Source organism: Chryseobacterium sp. RLHN22 (assembly GCF_051011795.1).
GTDB lineage: Bacteria > Bacteroidota > Bacteroidia > Flavobacteriales > Weeksellaceae > Chryseobacterium > Chryseobacterium zhengzhouense.
Map to the genome: position 1 here is coordinate 16,071 of NZ_JBPCHW010000017.1, position 16,489 is coordinate 32,559.

The window sequence follows — 16,489 nt, forward strand, 5'->3', positions numbered from 1 at the left end:
GAAAACTGCAATTTTGAAAGAGTAGGTGAAAAAAATTAAATTATGGCAAATATATCTAAAAAGTACATTGATGATCATAAGCAAAATGTACACACAGTCGATTCATTTGGAAGATCTTTAATTGAGCAGATTCTTAATGAATCGATTAAAAAAATTGGTGAAGAAGAAAAGGAATCACTCACTATTGATGCAAAGTTTAAAATTCAAGCTTTTGAACCCGCTACTTGCATTAGGTTATGCACTAATGTTAATGGCGTGGAAATTTGTTATCATGTAAATATGTAATACAACAAATAGAGCTGAATTAAAGATTCAGCTCTATTTTATAAATGCATTCTGAAAAACAGATGAGTACCATTCCCAGTGTTAACTTCACAATGCCCGTTTTGTTCCAGCATTCTCCGTTTCATATTTCGAAGACCGTTTCCTTCAGATTTTTCTTTATTGATTCCTATTCCGTTATCAGAAATTTTCATCATGAATTCTTTATCTTTTTGAATAAACGATAGTTTTAGTTGATTAGACTGACTATGCTTATAAGCATTATTTAGTGCCTCTTTTAAACATAAGAATAAATTTCTCCTTTGTTCTGCGGTAATGGTAGTTTCAGAAATTACATTTTTATCTTCAATGTCCAGCTGAATTTTTGTTTTTTTAAGAAAATTATGTGCGTATATTTTTGAGTAGTCTATAAAACTTCCCAATGTGTCATTACCAGAATTCAGACTCCAAAGCATTTCCCTCATTGAGATATTCATTTCTTCAGAAGTTTTCAGAAGTTCATCGATGTCGCTTTTTAAATCTTCATCTTCAGCTCTCTGTTTTAAAAATTCTGCCTGAAGCTTTAATGCCGAAATTCCTGCTCCAAGATCATCGTGCATGTCATGAGAGATGCGCTCTCTTTCAAGCTTTATAGATTTTTGTTTTTCGAGTTCTTTTTGGAGAAGCTGATTTTGATATTCTGATTCTTGAAGTTGTTTTTCTTTGAGATAGAGAAGTTGTTTTCTGTTGTATGTAATTACTATAAAAATGACAAAAATAATAAGCAACATAATTAATAATATTGCTATAATATAAGTAAGCTTTATTTCAGAAGGTAGAGATTTCATCTTTTTTTTGGTTATACTTTCTAAGTCCTATATAAATTAATGTATAGACAAGGATATTTATTATTAACAGTATGTTTTTTAAAAGTTTTAAAAACCGTTTGTCTTCTTCGTCCAGTAAATACATCGGAATAATTCTAAATAAGAAAAAACAACTCCAAACCAACAATGATATTGAGATCCAAAAAATTGGATCATCTATAATTTTTATTTCCGATACATTGTTTAATTTTAAATTAATCCAATAAAGTGCATAAAAAACATTTGCAACGCAATATATTATTGCTAAACTTAAATTGTATCTATCAAAATAAAAAAAATGACTTGTAAAATATATACAAATTAAAGTGCTGATTAGTATTAAAATCAATAAAAATTTACTCTTTATTTGCTTGAAGTAAAAAAAAACAAAAAAAACTATATTGAATACATTCAAATAATTGTATTGAATTGCTTTTGAAGTTATAAAATTTATTTCTGACAAGAAATCAATGATAAAATTTACTACTAAAAAAATAAAAAAAAGATTTTGAGAAAAAAAAGCATTCTTCCTCAAAATCATAATCGATTTTACAACAGTAATTAGAAAAACAATATAGTATATTTTTAAAAGCATTATGGCTCTAAACTACCTTGGTCAAAATAAGGAAAATGCGAATTTAATATTACACCTTTCTCTTCAGGTATCGTTGCAAAATAAATAGCATTTTTTGTATTATTATAGTTTTTAGTACCATAACAAATCTCAAACCTTAAAATATCTACATTTTTATTTTCACAGTTAACAAAATAATAGTCGATTAGTTGGAGATAGTCTTGAGTTGTCTTTAAATCATATACTACTCCGCTCGTTACTTCAGTATTCGCCGTATCAATCTTCCTAATATCATTTGCAATTGAACTGCTTCTAAAATTATTATAATATTGGTCGAGATTAGTTTTTGTAATATTAATTTTATGTTCTTTCATTAAATCAAAAATAAGATAGCTTTCATTCTTAGTGCTATCAGAATGCCTAAAGGTAATTATAGAATAGAGTTTTCCTTTCAAACCTTCAAGTCTTTTGATGTCAGCTGCATCATTTATTGTGCTAAGATGCTTTTTGCAATCATCCAAAAATTCTTCTGAAACTACTACATAACTAAAAGTAACTTTTGTGAAATTCTCATTTACTTTTTGTTTAACAAGTTTTTTAAAAATTGGATAGCTTAGCTTGAAAGTAGTATTTGGACTAATATCACTATAGATTTTAGAGTCATTATTAAACTGTGCTGTACAAATAGGATAATTAATAGTTTTCTTAAAATTGCTTCTTATATCTACGTCAATATTCAAATTTTCAAGATTTGTAGCCACACTTTCAGTACCACAACTTTCCTTTACAATATGTAAAAACCTTGTGAATTCAGTACATGATTCCTCAATAAGATTATTAGATTTACCTTTTTTTGAGCATTGAGTACATCCTATTATGGTCAGACAAAAAGAAACTGTACATAAAAGATAAATTTTTTTCATGATTTCTAGTTTTTAAAATGGTTAAATTTATTAATAGCCTCCACTTTGTTATTGACGTGAAGTTTTCTGTAGATATTTCCGACGTGTTTTTTTACGGTATCAATGCTTACAAATATTTTATCTGCAATTTCTTTGTATAAAAGTCCCTGCGATAAGAGTTCTACGATTTCGGTTTCGCGTTTCGTAAGCTCTTCGAAGTCTTTTTTTTCAGTAGCTTTTTTTTCAAAATGAGACAAAACTCTTCTAGCAATTGAAAAACTCATTGGAGCTCCGCCATTGTAAACATCACGAATAGAGCTCAGAATTTTATCCATGCTTTCGCCTTTTATAAGATAACCCATTGCTCCGGCTTTTAGAGAATTGAAAATCATTTCTTCATCTTCAAAACTTGTACACATGATGAATTGGGTTGTTGGCATTTCTTTTTTCAGCTTTCCTATAATATCAATACCAAGCATATCCTGAAGTTGGATATCCATCATTACTACATCCGGAGAAATATTTGATAATTTTTTAAGAGCTGTATTTCCATCAAAAAACTGAGCAACCACCATCATATCATTTTGATAATCGATAACTTTCTTCAACGCATTGTTGTAGTTTTTTTCGTCTTCTACTATGACGATTGAAATGCTCATACTTTTTGTTTTGTAAAGACAAATTTCAACAGAAAACAAAATAAAAACAATTACACTTTTGTGTAATAATAGAATTTTGAGTTGAGGCTATTGGTTTGTTTTTTGTTTTTATTAAATTTAAAAAAAAAAATTGGGCAATTCATAATTAATTTAAATAATAATATCAAAAATAAACTCAATGAAAAAAGAACTTATCCTATCGATTGGCATTTTGATGTTTTCGTTATCAAGTTGTAAAAAATCGACAGAAGGAAATAAAGGAATTATAAAATCTGATTCTGCAAACACCGAAATCCTTGCTGATAATGGAGCTGTTGATTCTACGATTGCATATAATACCGACATTAACGGTAAGAAAAGTATAAAGACAGATTATGTTTACAGAGCTACTGACAAATCTTTGGTAAAAGTAGTTTTCAATTATGATCCTAAAAACAGAACCGTTTCTATCACCAATAACAATAAAACATTTGTTTTGGAAAAATCTGAAGCTAAAGTAAATGAAACGATTTATAAAAAAGATGATATGACAGCCACCGTAAAAGGAGACAGCTTAATTATTCATCAGGGCAATAATATCATCGAACTTGAAAGAACTAAAATTTAAAGCAAAAAAAAACCGCACAGAAATCTGAGCGGTTTTTTTATATATCTGTAAGAATATTATTCTCCAGCTTTCTCTTCTGTAGAATCAGTAGTTTCTGCTTTTGGCTCTTCTACTTTTTCCTCTACTACAGGAGCTTCAGCAACTACAGCTTCTTTCTTTGCAGCTGTTGTAGACCTTCTGCTTCTTCTTGTAGTCTTCTTCTCTTCAGCATTAGGATTGTAAAGCTCGTTGAAATCAACTAACTCGATCAAAGCAGTATCTGCAGCATCACCAGGTCTGAAACCAGTTTTGATGATTCTTGTATAACCACCGTTTCTTTCAGCGATTTTCGGAGCTACAGTTCTGAACAATTCAGTAACCGCTTCTTTATTTTGAAGATATGAAAAAACAATTCTTCTGTTGTGAGTAGTATCTTCTTTTGCTTTAGTTAATAGAGGCTCAACATATACTCTTAAAGCTTTAGCTTTAGCTACAGTAGTGTTGATTCTTTTATGCTCAATTAGAGAACAAGCCATATTAGAAAGTAAAGCGCTTCTGTGAGAAGCTGTTCTTCCTAAGTGATTGAATTTTTTACCGTGTCTCATTATTATTTAATTATCAGCGTCTAATTTATATTTTGCAACGTCGAAACCGAAGTTAAGACCTTTTGAATGCACCAATTCTTCTAGTTCTGTCAAAGATTTTTTACCAAAATTTCTGAATTTCATCAAATCAGACTTACTGTAAGAAACAAGCTCTCCAAGAGTTTCTACTTCAGCTGCTTTCAGACAGTTCAGGGCTCTTACAGAAAGATCCATATCTGCTAATTTAGACTTCAGTAATTGTCTTGTATGAAGCGTTTCTTCATCGTACTGGATAGATGCTTTCACTGCTTCAGTCTCCAAAGTGATTCTCTCATCAGAGAACAACATGAAGTGATAAATTAATATCTTAGAAGCTTCAGTTAAAGCATTCTGAGGGCTGATGGAACCATCAGTTTCTATATCTAATACAAGTTTTTCGTAGTCTGTTTTTTGCTCTACACGGTAATTTTCAATACTATACTGTACTTTTTTGATCGGCGTAAAGATAGAGTCGATAGCAATAGTTCCTACAGGAGCATTGTTTGACTTGTTCTGTTCAGAAGGAACATATCCTCTTCCCTTTTCTATGTTGAACGTAATTTCAAAAGTAACATCAGAGTTTTGGTTGCAGATTACCAACTCAGGATTCAAAATTTCAAATCCGTTGATAGACTGTCCCAAATCTCCTGCAGTAACTACAGTTTTACCTGAAACTTTAGCAACAACCTGCTCTGAAGCCTGGTTTTCTGCTGTAGCTTTAAGTCTTACCTGCTTAAGGTTAAGAATAATTTCGGTAACGTCTTCGATTACTCCAGGGATAGTTGAAAATTCGTGCTCTACACCTTCTATTTTGATAGATGAAATAGCGTATCCTTCCAGAGAAGAAAGCAACACTCTTCTCAAAGCATTACCGATTGTAAGCCCGAAACCTGGTTCTAAAGGACGAAATTCGAATTGACCTTTAAATTCATCAGAGTTAAGTAGAATTACTTTATCGGGTTTTATGAATTGTAAAATTGCCATATTGTTGGGTTGAGCAAAAATTTGATTAAAAAATTATTTAGAGTAAAGTTCGACGATAAGCTGTTCCTTGATGTCTTCCGGAATCTGGATTCTTTCAGGAGCCGATACGAAAGTACCTTCTTTTTTCTCATCGTTGAATTGTAACCACTCATAGTTAGCCTTTGCAGCTAAAGCATCAGCAACTACTTCAAGAGATTTAGATTTTTCTCTTACAGCGATTACGTCACCTGCTTTTACTAAATAAGAAGGGATGTTTAAGATTTCACCGTTCACAGTGATGTGTCTGTGAGTAGTTAATTGTCTTGCAGCAGCTCTTGTTTTAGCAAAACCTAATCTGTAAACAACGTTATCCAGTCTTGACTCGCAAAGTTGCAAAAGAACTTCACCAGTTACCCCTTTACTTCTGTGTGCTTTATCGAATAGATTAGCAAACTGTCTTTCTAAAATACCGTAAGTATATTTAGCTTTTTGTTTTTCAGCTAACTGAACTGCATATTCTGATTTTTTAGCACCTCTTCTTTTGTTAGGACCGTGTTGTCCTGGCGGTTGGTTTTTTCTTTTCTCGAAGTTTTTATCATCTCCGTAGATTGCAGCACCAAACTTTCTAGCAATCTTAGTTTTAGGTCCAATATATCTTGCCATAATTTTTAAGATTTGAGATTCGAGATTTGAGATTTGAGATTTGATGATTCATAGAGAATTTCAAATATAAAATATCAAATTTCAAATGCATTGTTATACTCTTCTTCTTTTTGGTGGTCTACATCCATTGTGTGGCATAGGAGTCACATCAATGATTTCGCTAACTTCAATTCCTGAATTGTGGATCGTTCTGATGGCAGATTCTCTACCTGCACCAGGACCTTTCACATACACCTTAACTCTTCTAAGACCAGCTTCGTGAGCTACAGCAGAGCAATTTTCAGCTGCCATTTGAGCAGCAAATGGAGTATTCTTTTTAGAACCTCTGAAACCCATTTTACCGGCAGATGCCCAAGAGATAACTTCTCCGTTTTTATTTGTTAAAGAAATGATGATGTTATTGAAAGAAGCCTGAATATGAGCTTCACCAATAGCTTCAACTTTTACTTTTCTTTTTTTAACTACTTTAGTTTGTTTTGCCATAATTCCTAACGATTATTTACTAGCTTTTTTCTTGTTAGCAACAGTTTTTCTCTTTCCTTTACGGGTTCTAGAGTTGTTTTTCGTTCTCTGGCCTCTTAAAGGTAATCCTAGTCTGTGACGTATTCCTCGTTGGCACCCTATGTCCATCAATCTCTTGATGTTCAATTGCACTTCAGATCTCAATTCTCCTTCTACTTTAATGTTTTCTGAGATATAAGTTCTGATTGCAGCCAATTCATCGTCATTCCATTCGTTGACTTTCTTGTCTTCGCTGATACCGGCAGCCTTAAGGATTTCAGAAGAAGTACTTCTTCCAACTCCGTAGATGTAAGTTAAACCGATAACACCTCTTTTGTTTTTTGGTAAATCAATACCTGAAATTCTCGCCATAATTTAGCCTTGTCTTTGTTTAAATTTTGGGTTTTTCTTGTTGATTACAAATAGAACGCCTTTTCTACGAACGATTTTGCAATCAGCACTTCTTTTTTTAATTGATGCTCTAACTTTCATTTGAAAATATTTGTTTTTTAATATGAGCAAATGTAACCTTGCGATTTCATTTGAAAATATTTATTTTTAACAAGAGCCAAATGGAGATCAGAAGATTCCATTTGGCATTTGTTTTAATATCTAAATGTAATTCTCCCCTTCGAAAGATCGTAAGGAGACATTTCTAATTTTACCTTATCACCAGGTAATAGTTTAATGTAATGCATTCTCATCTTCCCTGAAATATGCGCAATAAGAACATGCCCATTTTCCAGCTCTACACGAAACTGTGCATTTGAAAGAGCTTCGGTAATAACACCGTCCTGCTCAATATGTTTTTGTTTTGCCATAAATTAATATCCAGTCGATCTTGATAATTTAGACTGCATTAAGCCATCATAATGATGATTCAGCAGATAAGTGTTAATCTGTTGAACAGTATCTAGTACTACGCCAACCATAATTAGCAACGAAGTTCCCCCGAAAAATAAGGCGAACGCATCTGTCTGAACCAGACTTCCATGCACTATTGCTGGAAGGACTGCAAAGATAGATAAAAATATTGCACCTGGCAAGGTAATTTTTGATAAAATATCATCTAAATAATCAGCCGTCTCTTTACCGGGTCTTACTTTTGGTACCAAACCACCGTTTCTCTTAAGATCATCGGCCATCTGGTTTACCGGAATTGTAATTGCAGTATAGAAGAATGAGAAGATAATAATCAATAACGCAAACAATACATTGTACTGCCAGCTGAATACATTTTTGAAACCTGCAAGAAAAGTGTTGGACTCGTCAAACTTGGTCAGCAAGCCAGGTACAAACATCAATGCCTGAGCAAAGATAATCGGCATTACACCGGCTGCGTTTACTTTCAACGGGATCCACTGTCTTGCTCCCTGCATAAGATTTCTGTTTACACCTCCTCTTGCCTGAGCTCTGCTTACATACTGAATAGGGATTTTTCTTACTGCAACAGATAATACTACTGCCAAAAGAACCACCAACATCCAGAATATTACTTCAACAAGAATCATGATTGAACCCAATCCTCCTTTTCCGTTTTGTACTGCGATTTCCTGTACGAATGCTTCAGGTAGTCTTGAAAGAATTCCTACCATGATTAAGATAGAAATACCGTTTCCGATACCTTTGTCGGTAATTTTTTCACCTAACCACATTGCAAATACAGAACCTGCTACCAAGATAACAATACTTGGCAACCAGAACATAACAGAATTAGGGTCTACAAAATATGCAGACTGGAACTGAGCATAAGGTAAGAACAACTGAGTGATTGACGTTAAGTAAGAAGGCGCCTGTACAAGACAAACTCCGATCGTTAACCATCTGGTAATCTGATTCAGTGTATTTCTACCCGATTCTCCGTCTTTCTGAAGTTTCTGAAGATAAGGAATAGCCATCCCCATCAACTGAACAATAATAGAAGCAGAAATATAAGGCATGATACCTAACGCCATCACAGAAGCGTGGCTGAAAGCCCCCCCCGTAAACGACGAAAGCAAGCCAAGGAGACCTGCTCCTTGCTTGTTACCGCCCTGATTTTTATAATGCTCTAAGAGATCACCTACCTCTGCAAGGTTAATTGCAGGAAGTGAGATGAAAGATGCGAATCTATACACAAGGATAATACCTAAAGTAAAGAGAATTTTATCTCTAAGTTCTTTAAGGCTCCAAATATTTTTGAGGGTTTGTATAAATTCTTTCATTAGTAATTATTATAAGGTAATTGCTTTTCCACCTGCTTTAGCAATAAGCTCTTCAGCAGATTTAGTGAATTTGTCCGCAGAAATTGAAACCGCAGATTTCAATTCACCTCTCCCCATAATTTTCACTAATTCGTTTTTAGTGATTAATCCGTTCTCGATCAAAACTTCTCTTGTAATATCTCCTGAAATAGATTTATTTTCGATTAAAGTCTGAATCGTATCAAGATTAATACCTCTAAATTCTTTTCTGTTTACGTTTTTGAAACCGAATTTAGGTAATCTTCTTTGTAAAGGCATCTGACCTCCTTCAAAACCGATTTTCTGAGAATAACCAGCTCTTGCTTTCTGACCTTTGTGACCTTTCGTAGAAGTACCACCTTTTCCGCTACCTTGACCTCTACCAATTCTTTTTGAATTAAAAGTAGATCCTGCAGCTGGCTTTATGTTGTTTAAATTCATTTTAAAATTATTTTAAAAATTATTTTTGAACTTCAAGTAAGTGACTAACTGCAGCTATCATTCCTAAGATAGAAGGAGTAGCTTCGTGTTCTACAACTTGGTGAAGTTTCTTAAATCCTAATGCTTCAAGCGTTCTCTTTTGGGTTTTTGTTCTACCAATAGCGCTTCTTACTTGCTTTACTTTAATTGTTGCCATTGTTTTAATTATTAACCGTTAAACACTTTAGTTAGAGAAACTCCTCTCATTCTTGCGATTTCTTCTGGTCTTCTGATGTCTAACAATGCTTTGAAAGTTGCCTTTACCACATTGTGAGGGTTTGAAGATCCTTTAGATTTTGAAAGGATATCGTGAATACCAGCAGATTCTAATACCGCTCTTACCGCACCACCTGCGATAAGCCCTGTACCGTGAGAAGCAGGTCTCAAGAAGATATCTGCACCACCGTATCTAGCAGTAGTCTGGTGAGGAATCGTGTGGTTCATTACAGGAACTTTTACTAAGTTTTTCTTAGCATCTTCTACAGCCTTAGCGATAGCAGATGCAACTTCCTTAGATTTTCCTAAACCAAAACCGATCGTTCCAGCTTCATCTCCTACCACAACGATAGCAGAAAAACCGAAAGCTCTACCTCCTTTAGTTACTTTTGTTACTCTATTAACAGCTACGAGACGATCTTTAAGTTCTAATCCTCCCGGTTTTACTCTTTCTATATTATCTAGTCCTAACATATTTCCGAAATTTAATGATTAGAATTTAAGTCCACCTTCTCTCGCACCATCAGCTAGAGCTTTTACTCTTCCGTGGTAAACGAATCCGTTTCTATCAAATACAATATTTTCAATTCCTGCAGCAAGAGCTTTAGCAGCGATTGCTTTACCTACAGCAGCAGAAACTTCACTTTTTGTTCCGTTAGCATCTACCCCCTTCTCTCTTGAAGAAGCTGATACTAAAGTTTTACCGTCTTTATCGTTGATTAACTGAGCGTAAATTTCCTTATTACTCTTGTATACAGATAATCTTGGCAATTCAGAAGATCCAGAGATTTTTCCTCTTACTCTTCTTTTTATTCTGATTCTTTTTTCTAATTTACTTAGTGCCATTTTCTTAAAATTTATTAAGCAGATTTACCAGCTTTACGTCTAACAATTTCTCCTACGAATCTTACCCCTTTTCCTTTGTATGGTTCAGGTTTTCTGAAAGATCTGATCTTTGCAGCTACCATCCCTAGAAGTTGGTTATCGTGAGACGTTAAAGTAATAATTGGGTTTTTACCTTTTTCAGTCAATGTATCAACTTTCACTTCGTTTGGAAGTTCTAAAACGATACCGTGAGAGAATCCTAAAGCCAACTCAAGTTTTTGACCTGCATGAGCTGCTCTGTATCCTACCCCTACTAATTCCAGTTTCTTTTCGAAACCTTGTGAAACACCAACGATCATGTTGTTGATCAACGCTCTGTATAAACCGTGAAGCGCTTTGTGTTGTTTAGCATCAGATGGTCTGTTTACGTTCAGTTCTCCATCTTTTTGCTCAATAGTAATTCCTTCTGTAAGCTCCTGAGAAAGTTCTCCTTTAGGACCTTTTACTGTTACTACACTTTCTTTCTCAGTGATGGTAACACCAGCGGGAACTGTTATAATTGCTTTACCAATTCTTGACATTTTCCTTTGATTAAAAATTAATAAACATAGCAGATTACTTCACCGCCTACTTTCTCTTCTCTAGCTTTCTTGTCAGTCATTACTCCTTTAGAAGTAGAGATGATAGAAATACCCAAACCGTTTAGTACTCTTGGAAGCTCAGCTGAACCTTTGTACTGTCTCAAACCTGGTCTAGAAGCTCTTTGGATAGACTTGATAGCCGGTTTGTTGGTTTGCTTGTCGTACTTTAAAGCGATTTTGATGTTTCCCTGAACAGCGTTATCTTCAAACTTGTAGTTTAAGATATACCCTTGATCAAATAAAATCTTAGTAATCTCCTTTTTGATTTTCGATGCAGGAATTTCCACCACTTTGTGGCCTGCGCTTTGTGCGTTCCTTACTCTAGTTAGGAAATCTGAAATTGGATCTGTTACCATTTCTTTGTTTTAAATTATTGGTTTAATGACAACCAGTATTGAAAAGACTTGGAGATTAAAGACTATATGGTTCCGAATATTTCTTCACCTGATTCCCTTACCTGCAGTATCTCAACAACTTAATTATCACTTTGATTTTTTTAATTTCATTTTATTCTAATAAACATAGCCAAAATGAAGATTAGTCTCCCAAGAAATAATAATTTTCCTGAGCGGGTGCAAAAATACAAAAAAAAATAATACTATTTATTTTTTTCTCTGCCTCTACCCCGACTTAATTTTGTACTCTATTTATTAAAATACAGCTGACTTATAAAAATATAGAAGTCAGCTGTAGAATTTTATTGCTTACCAACTAGCTTTTTTAACTCCCGGGATAAGACCGTTGTTTGCCATTTCTCTGAAAGTTACTCTGGAAATTCCGAACGTTCTCATGTATCCTCTTGGTCTACCTGTTAGTTTACATCTGTTGTGTAATCTTACAGGAGAAGCATTTTTTGGTAATTTTTGAAGTCCTTCGTAATCACCTGCTTCTTTTAAAGCTTTTCTTTTATCAGCGTATTTAGCAACTAGTGCTTCTCTTTTGCGCTCACGCGCTTTCATTGATTCTTTAGCCATTTCTTAGTTCTTTTTAAATGGTAAACCGAAGTGAGTTAATAATGCTTTAGCTTCTTTGTCTGTTTTCGCAGTAGTAACGAAAGTAATGTCCATCCCTTGGATTTTCTTTACTTTGTCGATTACGATTTCAGGGAAGATAATCTGCTCAGTAATACCTAAGTTATAATTACCTCTACCATCGAAACCTTCAGCTTTAATACCAGAGAAATCTCTAATACGTGGCAAAGCAGAAGAAGTAAGTCTGTCTAAGAATTCGTACATTTTGTTTGCTCTAAGAGTTACCTTAGCACCTACAGGCATACCTTTTCTTAATTTGAAAGCAGCTTCATCTTTCTTTGAGATTGTACCAACAGCCTTTTGACCAGTGATATTTGTAAGTTCTTCTACAGCATAATCGATGATTTTTTTATCAGCAGTAGCGTCTCCTAAACCTTGAGATAAAACAATTTTCTCAAGTTTTGGTACCTGCATTACTGATTTGTATCCGAATTCTTCCATCATTGCTGGAATAATCGTTTCTTTATATGCTTTTTTGGGTCTTGCTATATATTCCATGTGTTATTTAAAATTATAAAGTTTCACCCGTTTTTTTGTTGATTCTTACTTTCTTATCTCCTTCGATTTTGTAACCTACTTTGATAGCTTTTCCGTCTTTACCAACTAAAGCTACGTTTGAGATATGAATAGAAGCTTCCTTCTCAGTGATTCCTCCTTGAGGGTTAGAAGCTGAAGGCTTAACGTGTTTTTTAACGATATTAAGTCCTGCAACGATAACTCTAGGGTCTCTTCCTTCTTTTTTGATCACTTCAATAACTTCACCTGTGCTACCTTTAAGACCTTTCTTACCTGTAGTTACGATTACGTTATCTCCTCTTTTTATTTTTAACTTTGACATTTTTTTTAAAATTTTAAATATTAAAGTACTTCAGGAGCTAATGAAATGATTTTCATATATTCTTTGTCTCTCAACTCACGAGCAACTGGTCCGAAAACACGTGTTCCTCTCATTTCTCCCGCTGCGTTTAGTAATACACAAGCATTGTCTTCGAATTTGATGTATGAACCATCTTTTCTTCTCACTGCTTTTTTAGTTCTTACTACTACAGCTTTAGATACCTGACCTTTTTTAGCGTTTCCTGATGGTGTAGAATCTTTGATTGTAACAACGATTTTATCACCAACTGAAGCATATCTTCTTCTGGTTCCTCCCAGAACTCTAATAACTAGTACTTCTTTCGCACCTGTGTTATCAGCAACTTTTAATCTTGATTCTGTTTGTAACATTATTACTTAGCTTTTTCAATGATTCTTACTAATCTCCATCTCTTGCTCTTACTCAAAGGTCTAGTTTCAGAAATTAAAACTGTATCTCCTTCGTTGCACTCGTTGTTCTCGTCATGTGCAGTATATTTTTTCGTTTTCAAAACGAATTTACCGTACATCGGGTGCTTTACTCTTGTAGTTTCGCTAACAACAATAGTTTTTTCCATTTTATTGCTGGAAACCACTCCGATTCTTTCTTTTCTTAAATTTCTATCCATTGTAAAATGAAATTATTGTTTGTTAGTTAACTCAGTGTTTAATCTTGCGATTGTCTTTCTCAAATCTCTGATTTGGATCGGGTTTTCAAGTGGGCTGATTTTGTGAGCCAATTTCATTTTTGTGAATTCAGCTTTAGCTTCAGCTAGTTTGTTTTGAAGATCTCCCGCGCTTAGATTTTTAATTTCAGCTTTTTTCATTGTATTCAGAGATTAAAGAGGTTTAACAAAATCGTTCGCAACTACAAATTTGGTAACTACCGGTAATTTTTGTGCAGCAAGTCTTAAAGCTTCCTTAGCGATATCGTAAGATACCCCTCCGATTTCGAACATAATTTTACCTGGTTTTACTACAGCTACCCAATATTCCACAGCACCTTTACCTTTACCCATACGTACTTCCGCAGGTTTTTTAGTAATTGGCTTATCCGGGAAGATTTTGATCCATAGTTGACCTTCTCTCTTCATATATCTTGTCGCAGCGATACGAGCTGCTTCAATTTGTCTTGCCGTGATCCAAGCTCCTTCTGTAGCTTTGATTCCGAAAGTACCATAAGCAAGTTGATTACCTCTCTGAGCAATCCCCTTCATTTTCATCTTATGAACTCTACGGAATTTGGTTCTTTTTGGTTGTAACATAAATTTCTAAATTTTTAGATTTTAGATTTTAGATTTTAGATTTTTCTATTTTAAAAAAGTAACGGTAATTTAAAATTCAAAATTTCTATCTAAAATTTTAGTTATTGTTGTTATTATTTCTTCTTGGTTTTCTGTCACCACCTCTGTCATTTCTCTCGCCTCTACCTCCAGCTGGTGCTTTTTTCTGTTGTCCTACTAATGGAGAAAGTTCTCTTTTACCGTAAACTTCACCTTTCATAATCCAAACTTTTACTCCTAGCTTTCCGTATTGAGTAAGAGCTTCACCGATATGGTAATCGATATCTGCTCTGAAAGTAGACAATGGAATTCTTCCGTCTTTGAAAGATTCTGATCTTGCCATTTCAGCTCCGTTCAATCTACCAGAGATTTGAACTTTGATACCTTCTGCACCCATTCTCATTGTAGAAGCGATTGCCATCTTCACAGCTCTTCTGTAAGAGATTCTGTTTTCGATTTGCTTAGCAATGCTGTCTGCAACCAATACTGCATCAAGCTCAGGTCTTTTGATTTCGAAGATGTTGATTTGAATATCCTTTTTAGTCAATTTCTTCAACTCTTCTTTCAATTTATCAACTTCCTGACCTCCTTTACCGATGATCAGTCCCGGTCTAGCAGTAGTGATTGTAACTGTTACTAATTTAAGTGTTCTTTCAATATAGATTTTTGAAATTCCACCTTTAGATAATCTTGCTTCAAGGTATCTTCTGATTTTGTAGTCTTCCGCGATTCTGTCTCCATAATCGTTTCCGCCAAACCAGTTAGAATCCCATCCTCTGATGATACCTAATCTGTTACCAATTGGATTTGTCTTCTGTCCCATACCTTGATTATTTTTCTTTTGTACCTAAGATTAGTGTAATGTGGTTTGATCTTTTTCTGATTCTGTACCCTCTACCTTGTGGAGCTGGTCTTAGTCTCTTCAATTGTCTTGCACTGTCTACAAAAATTTCTTTAACGATAAGGTTTGCCTCTTCGATATCAGCACCTTCGTTTTTAGTTTGCCAGTTTGCCATTGCAGAAAGAAGAACTTTCTCCAATTTGTTTGACGCATCTTTTTTAGAATATTTTAGAATGCTTAAAGCTTTTTCTACTTCTACTCCTCTGATGATATCAGCTACTAATCTCATTTTTCTTGGAGAAGACGGGCAATCATTGTGTAACGCTTTCGCTACATCCTGATTTGTTAACTTACGTGCTAATGCACTTTCTCTTTTTCTTGATCCCATGATTATCTGCTTCCTTTGTTTTTGTTACCACCATGACCTCTGAAAGATCTTGTTGGAGAAAATTCGCCTAACTTGTGACCCACCATGTTTTCTGTAACATATACAGGGATAAAAGATTTCCCGTTGTGTACAGCAATAGTTTGTCCTACGAAGTCCGGAGAGATCATAGATGCTCTAGACCAAGTTTTGATAACTGTCTTCTTACCAGACTCTATATTTGCCTGAACCTTCTTATCTAAAGTATGATGAATGAACGGTCCTTTTTTAAGTGATCTTGCCATAATTATTTTCTTTTAGATACGATGTAACGGTTAGACACTTTGTTTTTCTTTCTAGTTTTGTAACCTTTAGATGGTTTACCGTTTCTAGATCTTGGGTGACCTCCAGAAGAACGTCCTTCACCACCACCCATTGGGTGATCAACCGGGTTCATTACAACCGCTCTTGTTCTTGGTCTTCTACCTAACCATCTGCTTCTACCAGCTTTACCTGACACCGTTAATTGGTGATCAGAGTTAGAAACTGAACCAATCATTGCCATACATTCAGTAAGGATCATTCTAGATTCTCCTGAAGGCAATTTGATGATTGCATATTTTCCGTCTCTTGAAGTAAGTTGAGCTGAAGAACCAGCACTTCTTGCTAAAATTGCACCTTGACCAGGCTTCATTTCAACACAAGAAATTACAGTACCCAATGGAATGTTTTTCAATTTCATTGCGTTCCCTACGTTTGGTTCTACGCTTTCACCTGATACTACTTTTTGGTCTACTTTAATACCGTTTGGAGCGATGATATATCTCTTCTCTCCGTCTGCGTACTCTAATAAAGCGATAAATGCAGTTCTGTTTGGATCGTATTCTACAGATTTTACAGTTGCTTCAACGTTTGCTTTGTTTCTTTTGAAGTCAATAATTCTGTATTTCTTTTTGTGTCCACCTCCGGTGTAACGCATGGTCATTTTACCTGTTTGGTTACGTCCACCTGACTTTTTAATACCAACTGTTAGAGATTTCTCTGGTTTGTTGGTAGTAATTTCCTCAAAATTGTTTACAATTCTGAATCTCTGTCCCGGGGTGATAGGTTTTAATTTTCTAACAGACATTACT

At 34.4% G+C, this 16,489-nt stretch carries 30 protein-coding genes; 2 read left to right on the top strand and 28 right to left on the bottom strand.

All coding sequences use genetic code 11. The features are described from left to right. Nucleotides 1–42: 42 nt before the first annotated feature. Nucleotides 43–285, top strand: a complete 243-nt coding sequence (locus ACR1PN_RS15515) for a hypothetical protein (protein WP_433980783.1) — start codon at nt 43–45, stop codon at nt 283–285. Between the two features lie 38 nt (nt 286–323). On the opposite strand, the gene ACR1PN_RS15520 is transcribed toward ACR1PN_RS15515, so the two are convergent. The 3 genes from ACR1PN_RS15520 to ACR1PN_RS15530 form a co-directional block, all read right to left on the bottom strand. Beyond that, entirely contained in the window at nt 324–1,109 is a 786-nt protein-coding gene (locus ACR1PN_RS15520; protein WP_433980784.1) for a sensor histidine kinase, read from the bottom strand. Between the two features lie 612 nt (nt 1,110–1,721). Beyond that, nucleotides 1,722–2,624, bottom strand: a complete 903-nt coding sequence (locus tag ACR1PN_RS15525; protein ID WP_433980785.1) for a hypothetical protein — start codon at nt 2,622–2,624, stop codon at nt 1,722–1,724. A 5-nt stretch (nt 2,625–2,629) separates the two neighbouring features. Next, nucleotides 2,630–3,262 carry a response regulator gene (locus ACR1PN_RS15530; protein ID WP_433980786.1) on the bottom strand — a complete coding sequence of 211 codons (633 nt, stop codon included), beginning with the start codon at nt 3,260–3,262 and terminating at the stop codon, nt 2,630–2,632. A gap of 178 nt (nt 3,263–3,440) precedes the next feature. Between ACR1PN_RS15530 and ACR1PN_RS15535 the strand changes: the two genes are divergently transcribed. Beyond that, the gene (locus ACR1PN_RS15535) at nt 3,441–3,869 is read left to right on the top strand and encodes a hypothetical protein (RefSeq protein WP_433980787.1); all 429 of its coding nucleotides are present in this window, start codon (nt 3,441–3,443) and stop codon (nt 3,867–3,869) included. 56 nt (nt 3,870–3,925) lie between these two features. Here the strand turns inward: ACR1PN_RS15535 and rplQ are convergent, their stop codons facing one another. From rplQ to rplB, 25 genes are all read right to left on the bottom strand, one after another. Then, entirely contained in the window at nt 3,926–4,453 is a 528-nt protein-coding gene (rplQ, locus tag ACR1PN_RS15540) for a 50S ribosomal protein L17 (protein WP_378176923.1), read from the bottom strand. 6 nt (nt 4,454–4,459) lie between these two features. Further along, a complete protein-coding gene (locus tag ACR1PN_RS15545; protein ID WP_047482432.1) occupies nt 4,460–5,455 on the bottom strand; it encodes a DNA-directed RNA polymerase subunit alpha in 996 nt (331 codons plus the stop codon). A gap of 33 nt (nt 5,456–5,488) precedes the next feature. After that, on the bottom strand, nt 5,489–6,097 hold the full coding sequence (gene rpsD, locus ACR1PN_RS15550) for a 30S ribosomal protein S4 (protein WP_378176919.1): 609 nt from the start codon (nt 6,095–6,097) through the stop codon (nt 5,489–5,491). Nucleotides 6,098–6,190: 93 nt separating this feature from the next. Then, nucleotides 6,191–6,580, bottom strand: coding sequence for a 30S ribosomal protein S11 (gene rpsK, locus ACR1PN_RS15555; RefSeq protein ID WP_048504755.1), 390 nt, complete (start codon nt 6,578–6,580; stop codon nt 6,191–6,193). Nucleotides 6,581–6,592: 12 nt separating this feature from the next. After that, a complete protein-coding gene (gene rpsM / locus ACR1PN_RS15560) occupies nt 6,593–6,970 on the bottom strand; it encodes a 30S ribosomal protein S13 (RefSeq protein WP_034678036.1) in 378 nt (125 codons plus the stop codon). 3 nt (nt 6,971–6,973) lie between these two features. After that, nucleotides 6,974–7,090: a 50S ribosomal protein L36 gene (gene rpmJ / locus ACR1PN_RS15565; RefSeq protein WP_007839480.1), complete on the bottom strand. Its 117-nt coding sequence runs from the start codon at nt 7,088–7,090 to the stop codon at nt 6,974–6,976. Between the two features lie 113 nt (nt 7,091–7,203). Beyond that, on the bottom strand, nt 7,204–7,419 hold the full coding sequence (gene infA / locus ACR1PN_RS15570) for a translation initiation factor IF-1 (RefSeq protein WP_029297754.1): 216 nt from the start codon (nt 7,417–7,419) through the stop codon (nt 7,204–7,206). A 3-nt stretch (nt 7,420–7,422) separates the two neighbouring features. After that, on the bottom strand, nt 7,423–8,802 hold the full coding sequence (gene secY / locus ACR1PN_RS15575; RefSeq protein WP_378176914.1) for a preprotein translocase subunit SecY: 1,380 nt from the start codon (nt 8,800–8,802) through the stop codon (nt 7,423–7,425). A 9-nt stretch (nt 8,803–8,811) separates the two neighbouring features. Then, nucleotides 8,812–9,261 (bottom strand): 50S ribosomal protein L15, encoded by a 450-nt coding sequence (rplO, locus tag ACR1PN_RS15580; protein ID WP_378176911.1) that lies wholly within the window; start codon nt 9,259–9,261, stop codon nt 8,812–8,814. A 19-nt stretch (nt 9,262–9,280) separates the two neighbouring features. Beyond that, entirely contained in the window at nt 9,281–9,457 is a 177-nt protein-coding gene (gene rpmD, locus ACR1PN_RS15585; protein WP_007839493.1) for a 50S ribosomal protein L30, read from the bottom strand. 11 nt (nt 9,458–9,468) lie between these two features. Beyond that, nucleotides 9,469–9,990: a 30S ribosomal protein S5 gene (rpsE, locus tag ACR1PN_RS15590; RefSeq protein ID WP_034678028.1), complete on the bottom strand. Its 522-nt coding sequence runs from the start codon at nt 9,988–9,990 to the stop codon at nt 9,469–9,471. 18 nt (nt 9,991–10,008) lie between these two features. Next, the gene (gene rplR / locus ACR1PN_RS15595) at nt 10,009–10,362 is read right to left on the bottom strand and encodes a 50S ribosomal protein L18 (RefSeq protein ID WP_047482433.1); all 354 of its coding nucleotides are present in this window, start codon (nt 10,360–10,362) and stop codon (nt 10,009–10,011) included. Between the two features lie 14 nt (nt 10,363–10,376). Beyond that, nucleotides 10,377–10,922: a 50S ribosomal protein L6 gene (rplF, locus tag ACR1PN_RS15600; RefSeq protein WP_433980788.1), complete on the bottom strand. Its 546-nt coding sequence runs from the start codon at nt 10,920–10,922 to the stop codon at nt 10,377–10,379. Between the two features lie 17 nt (nt 10,923–10,939). Further along, a complete protein-coding gene (gene rpsH, locus ACR1PN_RS15605) occupies nt 10,940–11,338 on the bottom strand; it encodes a 30S ribosomal protein S8 (RefSeq protein WP_312075270.1) in 399 nt (132 codons plus the stop codon). A 348-nt stretch (nt 11,339–11,686) separates the two neighbouring features. Beyond that, complete coding sequence (gene rpsN, locus ACR1PN_RS15610) at nt 11,687–11,956, bottom strand: 30S ribosomal protein S14 (protein WP_027387207.1); 270 nt, start codon at nt 11,954–11,956, stop codon at nt 11,687–11,689. Nucleotides 11,957–11,959: 3 nt separating this feature from the next. Further along, the gene (gene rplE / locus ACR1PN_RS15615; protein WP_433980789.1) at nt 11,960–12,511 is read right to left on the bottom strand and encodes a 50S ribosomal protein L5; all 552 of its coding nucleotides are present in this window, start codon (nt 12,509–12,511) and stop codon (nt 11,960–11,962) included. A gap of 13 nt (nt 12,512–12,524) precedes the next feature. Then, a complete protein-coding gene (rplX, locus tag ACR1PN_RS15620) occupies nt 12,525–12,851 on the bottom strand; it encodes a 50S ribosomal protein L24 (protein WP_072953568.1) in 327 nt (108 codons plus the stop codon). 20 nt (nt 12,852–12,871) lie between these two features. Next, on the bottom strand, nt 12,872–13,240 hold the full coding sequence (gene rplN, locus ACR1PN_RS15625) for a 50S ribosomal protein L14 (RefSeq protein WP_007839504.1): 369 nt from the start codon (nt 13,238–13,240) through the stop codon (nt 12,872–12,874). A gap of 2 nt (nt 13,241–13,242) precedes the next feature. Then, nucleotides 13,243–13,497, bottom strand: coding sequence for a 30S ribosomal protein S17 (gene rpsQ, locus ACR1PN_RS15630; protein WP_034678021.1), 255 nt, complete (start codon nt 13,495–13,497; stop codon nt 13,243–13,245). A gap of 12 nt (nt 13,498–13,509) precedes the next feature. Next, a complete protein-coding gene (gene rpmC, locus ACR1PN_RS15635; RefSeq protein ID WP_089745117.1) occupies nt 13,510–13,695 on the bottom strand; it encodes a 50S ribosomal protein L29 in 186 nt (61 codons plus the stop codon). Between the two features lie 12 nt (nt 13,696–13,707). After that, the gene (gene rplP / locus ACR1PN_RS15640; RefSeq protein WP_175620689.1) at nt 13,708–14,133 is read right to left on the bottom strand and encodes a 50S ribosomal protein L16; all 426 of its coding nucleotides are present in this window, start codon (nt 14,131–14,133) and stop codon (nt 13,708–13,710) included. A gap of 97 nt (nt 14,134–14,230) precedes the next feature. Beyond that, nucleotides 14,231–14,974, bottom strand: a complete 744-nt coding sequence (gene rpsC, locus ACR1PN_RS15645; protein WP_047482435.1) for a 30S ribosomal protein S3 — start codon at nt 14,972–14,974, stop codon at nt 14,231–14,233. A gap of 7 nt (nt 14,975–14,981) precedes the next feature. Further along, complete coding sequence (gene rplV, locus ACR1PN_RS15650) at nt 14,982–15,380, bottom strand: 50S ribosomal protein L22 (RefSeq protein WP_034678017.1); 399 nt, start codon at nt 15,378–15,380, stop codon at nt 14,982–14,984. A gap of 2 nt (nt 15,381–15,382) precedes the next feature. After that, on the bottom strand, nt 15,383–15,661 hold the full coding sequence (gene rpsS, locus ACR1PN_RS15655; RefSeq protein ID WP_002983209.1) for a 30S ribosomal protein S19: 279 nt from the start codon (nt 15,659–15,661) through the stop codon (nt 15,383–15,385). A 2-nt stretch (nt 15,662–15,663) separates the two neighbouring features. Next, complete coding sequence (rplB, locus tag ACR1PN_RS15660) at nt 15,664–16,485, bottom strand: 50S ribosomal protein L2 (RefSeq protein ID WP_072953574.1); 822 nt, start codon at nt 16,483–16,485, stop codon at nt 15,664–15,666. Between the last annotated feature and the right edge of the window lie 4 nt (nt 16,486–16,489).

Bases quoted from the DNA above. Each gene is read 5' to 3' on its own strand.
- ACR1PN_RS15515 (WP_433980783.1), top strand. From the start codon at position 43: ATGGCAAATATATCTAAAAAGTACATTGATGATCATAAGCAAAATGTA.
- ACR1PN_RS15520 (WP_433980784.1), bottom strand. From the start codon at position 1,109: ATGAAATCTCTACCTTCTGAAATAAAGCTTACTTATATTATAGCAATA.
- ACR1PN_RS15525 (WP_433980785.1), bottom strand. From the start codon at position 2,624: ATGAAAAAAATTTATCTTTTATGTACAGTTTCTTTTTGTCTGACCATA.
- ACR1PN_RS15530 (WP_433980786.1), bottom strand. From the start codon at position 3,262: ATGAGCATTTCAATCGTCATAGTAGAAGACGAAAAAAACTACAACAAT.
- ACR1PN_RS15535 (WP_433980787.1), top strand. From the start codon at position 3,441: ATGAAAAAAGAACTTATCCTATCGATTGGCATTTTGATGTTTTCGTTA.
- rplQ (WP_378176923.1), bottom strand. From the start codon at position 4,453: ATGAGACACGGTAAAAAATTCAATCACTTAGGAAGAACAGCTTCTCAC.
- ACR1PN_RS15545 (WP_047482432.1), bottom strand. From the start codon at position 5,455: ATGGCAATTTTACAATTCATAAAACCCGATAAAGTAATTCTACTTAAC.
- rpsD (WP_378176919.1), bottom strand. From the start codon at position 6,097: ATGGCAAGATATATTGGACCTAAAACTAAGATTGCTAGAAAGTTTGGT.
- rpsK (WP_048504755.1), bottom strand. From the start codon at position 6,580: ATGGCAAAACAAACTAAAGTAGTTAAAAAAAGAAAAGTAAAAGTTGAA.
- rpsM (WP_034678036.1), bottom strand. From the start codon at position 6,970: ATGGCGAGAATTTCAGGTATTGATTTACCAAAAAACAAAAGAGGTGTT.
- rpmJ (WP_007839480.1), bottom strand. From the start codon at position 7,090: ATGAAAGTTAGAGCATCAATTAAAAAAAGAAGTGCTGATTGCAAAATC.
- infA (WP_029297754.1), bottom strand. From the start codon at position 7,419: ATGGCAAAACAAAAACATATTGAGCAGGACGGTGTTATTACCGAAGCT.
- secY (WP_378176914.1), bottom strand. From the start codon at position 8,802: ATGAAAGAATTTATACAAACCCTCAAAAATATTTGGAGCCTTAAAGAA.
- rplO (WP_378176911.1), bottom strand. From the start codon at position 9,261: ATGAATTTAAACAACATAAAGCCAGCTGCAGGATCTACTTTTAATTCA.
- rpmD (WP_007839493.1), bottom strand. From the start codon at position 9,457: ATGGCAACAATTAAAGTAAAGCAAGTAAGAAGCGCTATTGGTAGAACA.
- rpsE (WP_034678028.1), bottom strand. From the start codon at position 9,990: ATGTTAGGACTAGATAATATAGAAAGAGTAAAACCGGGAGGATTAGAA.
- rplR (WP_047482433.1), bottom strand. From the start codon at position 10,362: ATGGCACTAAGTAAATTAGAAAAAAGAATCAGAATAAAAAGAAGAGTA.
- rplF (WP_433980788.1), bottom strand. From the start codon at position 10,922: ATGTCAAGAATTGGTAAAGCAATTATAACAGTTCCCGCTGGTGTTACC.
- rpsH (WP_312075270.1), bottom strand. From the start codon at position 11,338: ATGGTAACAGATCCAATTTCAGATTTCCTAACTAGAGTAAGGAACGCA.
- rpsN (WP_027387207.1), bottom strand. From the start codon at position 11,956: ATGGCTAAAGAATCAATGAAAGCGCGTGAGCGCAAAAGAGAAGCACTA.
- rplE (WP_433980789.1), bottom strand. From the start codon at position 12,511: ATGGAATATATAGCAAGACCCAAAAAAGCATATAAAGAAACGATTATT.
- rplX (WP_072953568.1), bottom strand. From the start codon at position 12,851: ATGTCAAAGTTAAAAATAAAAAGAGGAGATAACGTAATCGTAACTACA.
- rplN (WP_007839504.1), bottom strand. From the start codon at position 13,240: ATGTTACAAACAGAATCAAGATTAAAAGTTGCTGATAACACAGGTGCG.
- rpsQ (WP_034678021.1), bottom strand. From the start codon at position 13,497: ATGGATAGAAATTTAAGAAAAGAAAGAATCGGAGTGGTTTCCAGCAAT.
- rpmC (WP_089745117.1), bottom strand. From the start codon at position 13,695: ATGAAAAAAGCTGAAATTAAAAATCTAAGCGCGGGAGATCTTCAAAAC.
- rplP (WP_175620689.1), bottom strand. From the start codon at position 14,133: ATGTTACAACCAAAAAGAACCAAATTCCGTAGAGTTCATAAGATGAAA.
- rpsC (WP_047482435.1), bottom strand. From the start codon at position 14,974: ATGGGACAGAAGACAAATCCAATTGGTAACAGATTAGGTATCATCAGA.
- rplV (WP_034678017.1), bottom strand. From the start codon at position 15,380: ATGGGATCAAGAAAAAGAGAAAGTGCATTAGCACGTAAGTTAACAAAT.
- rpsS (WP_002983209.1), bottom strand. From the start codon at position 15,661: ATGGCAAGATCACTTAAAAAAGGACCGTTCATTCATCATACTTTAGAT.
- rplB (WP_072953574.1), bottom strand. From the start codon at position 16,485: ATGTCTGTTAGAAAATTAAAACCTATCACCCCGGGACAGAGATTCAGA.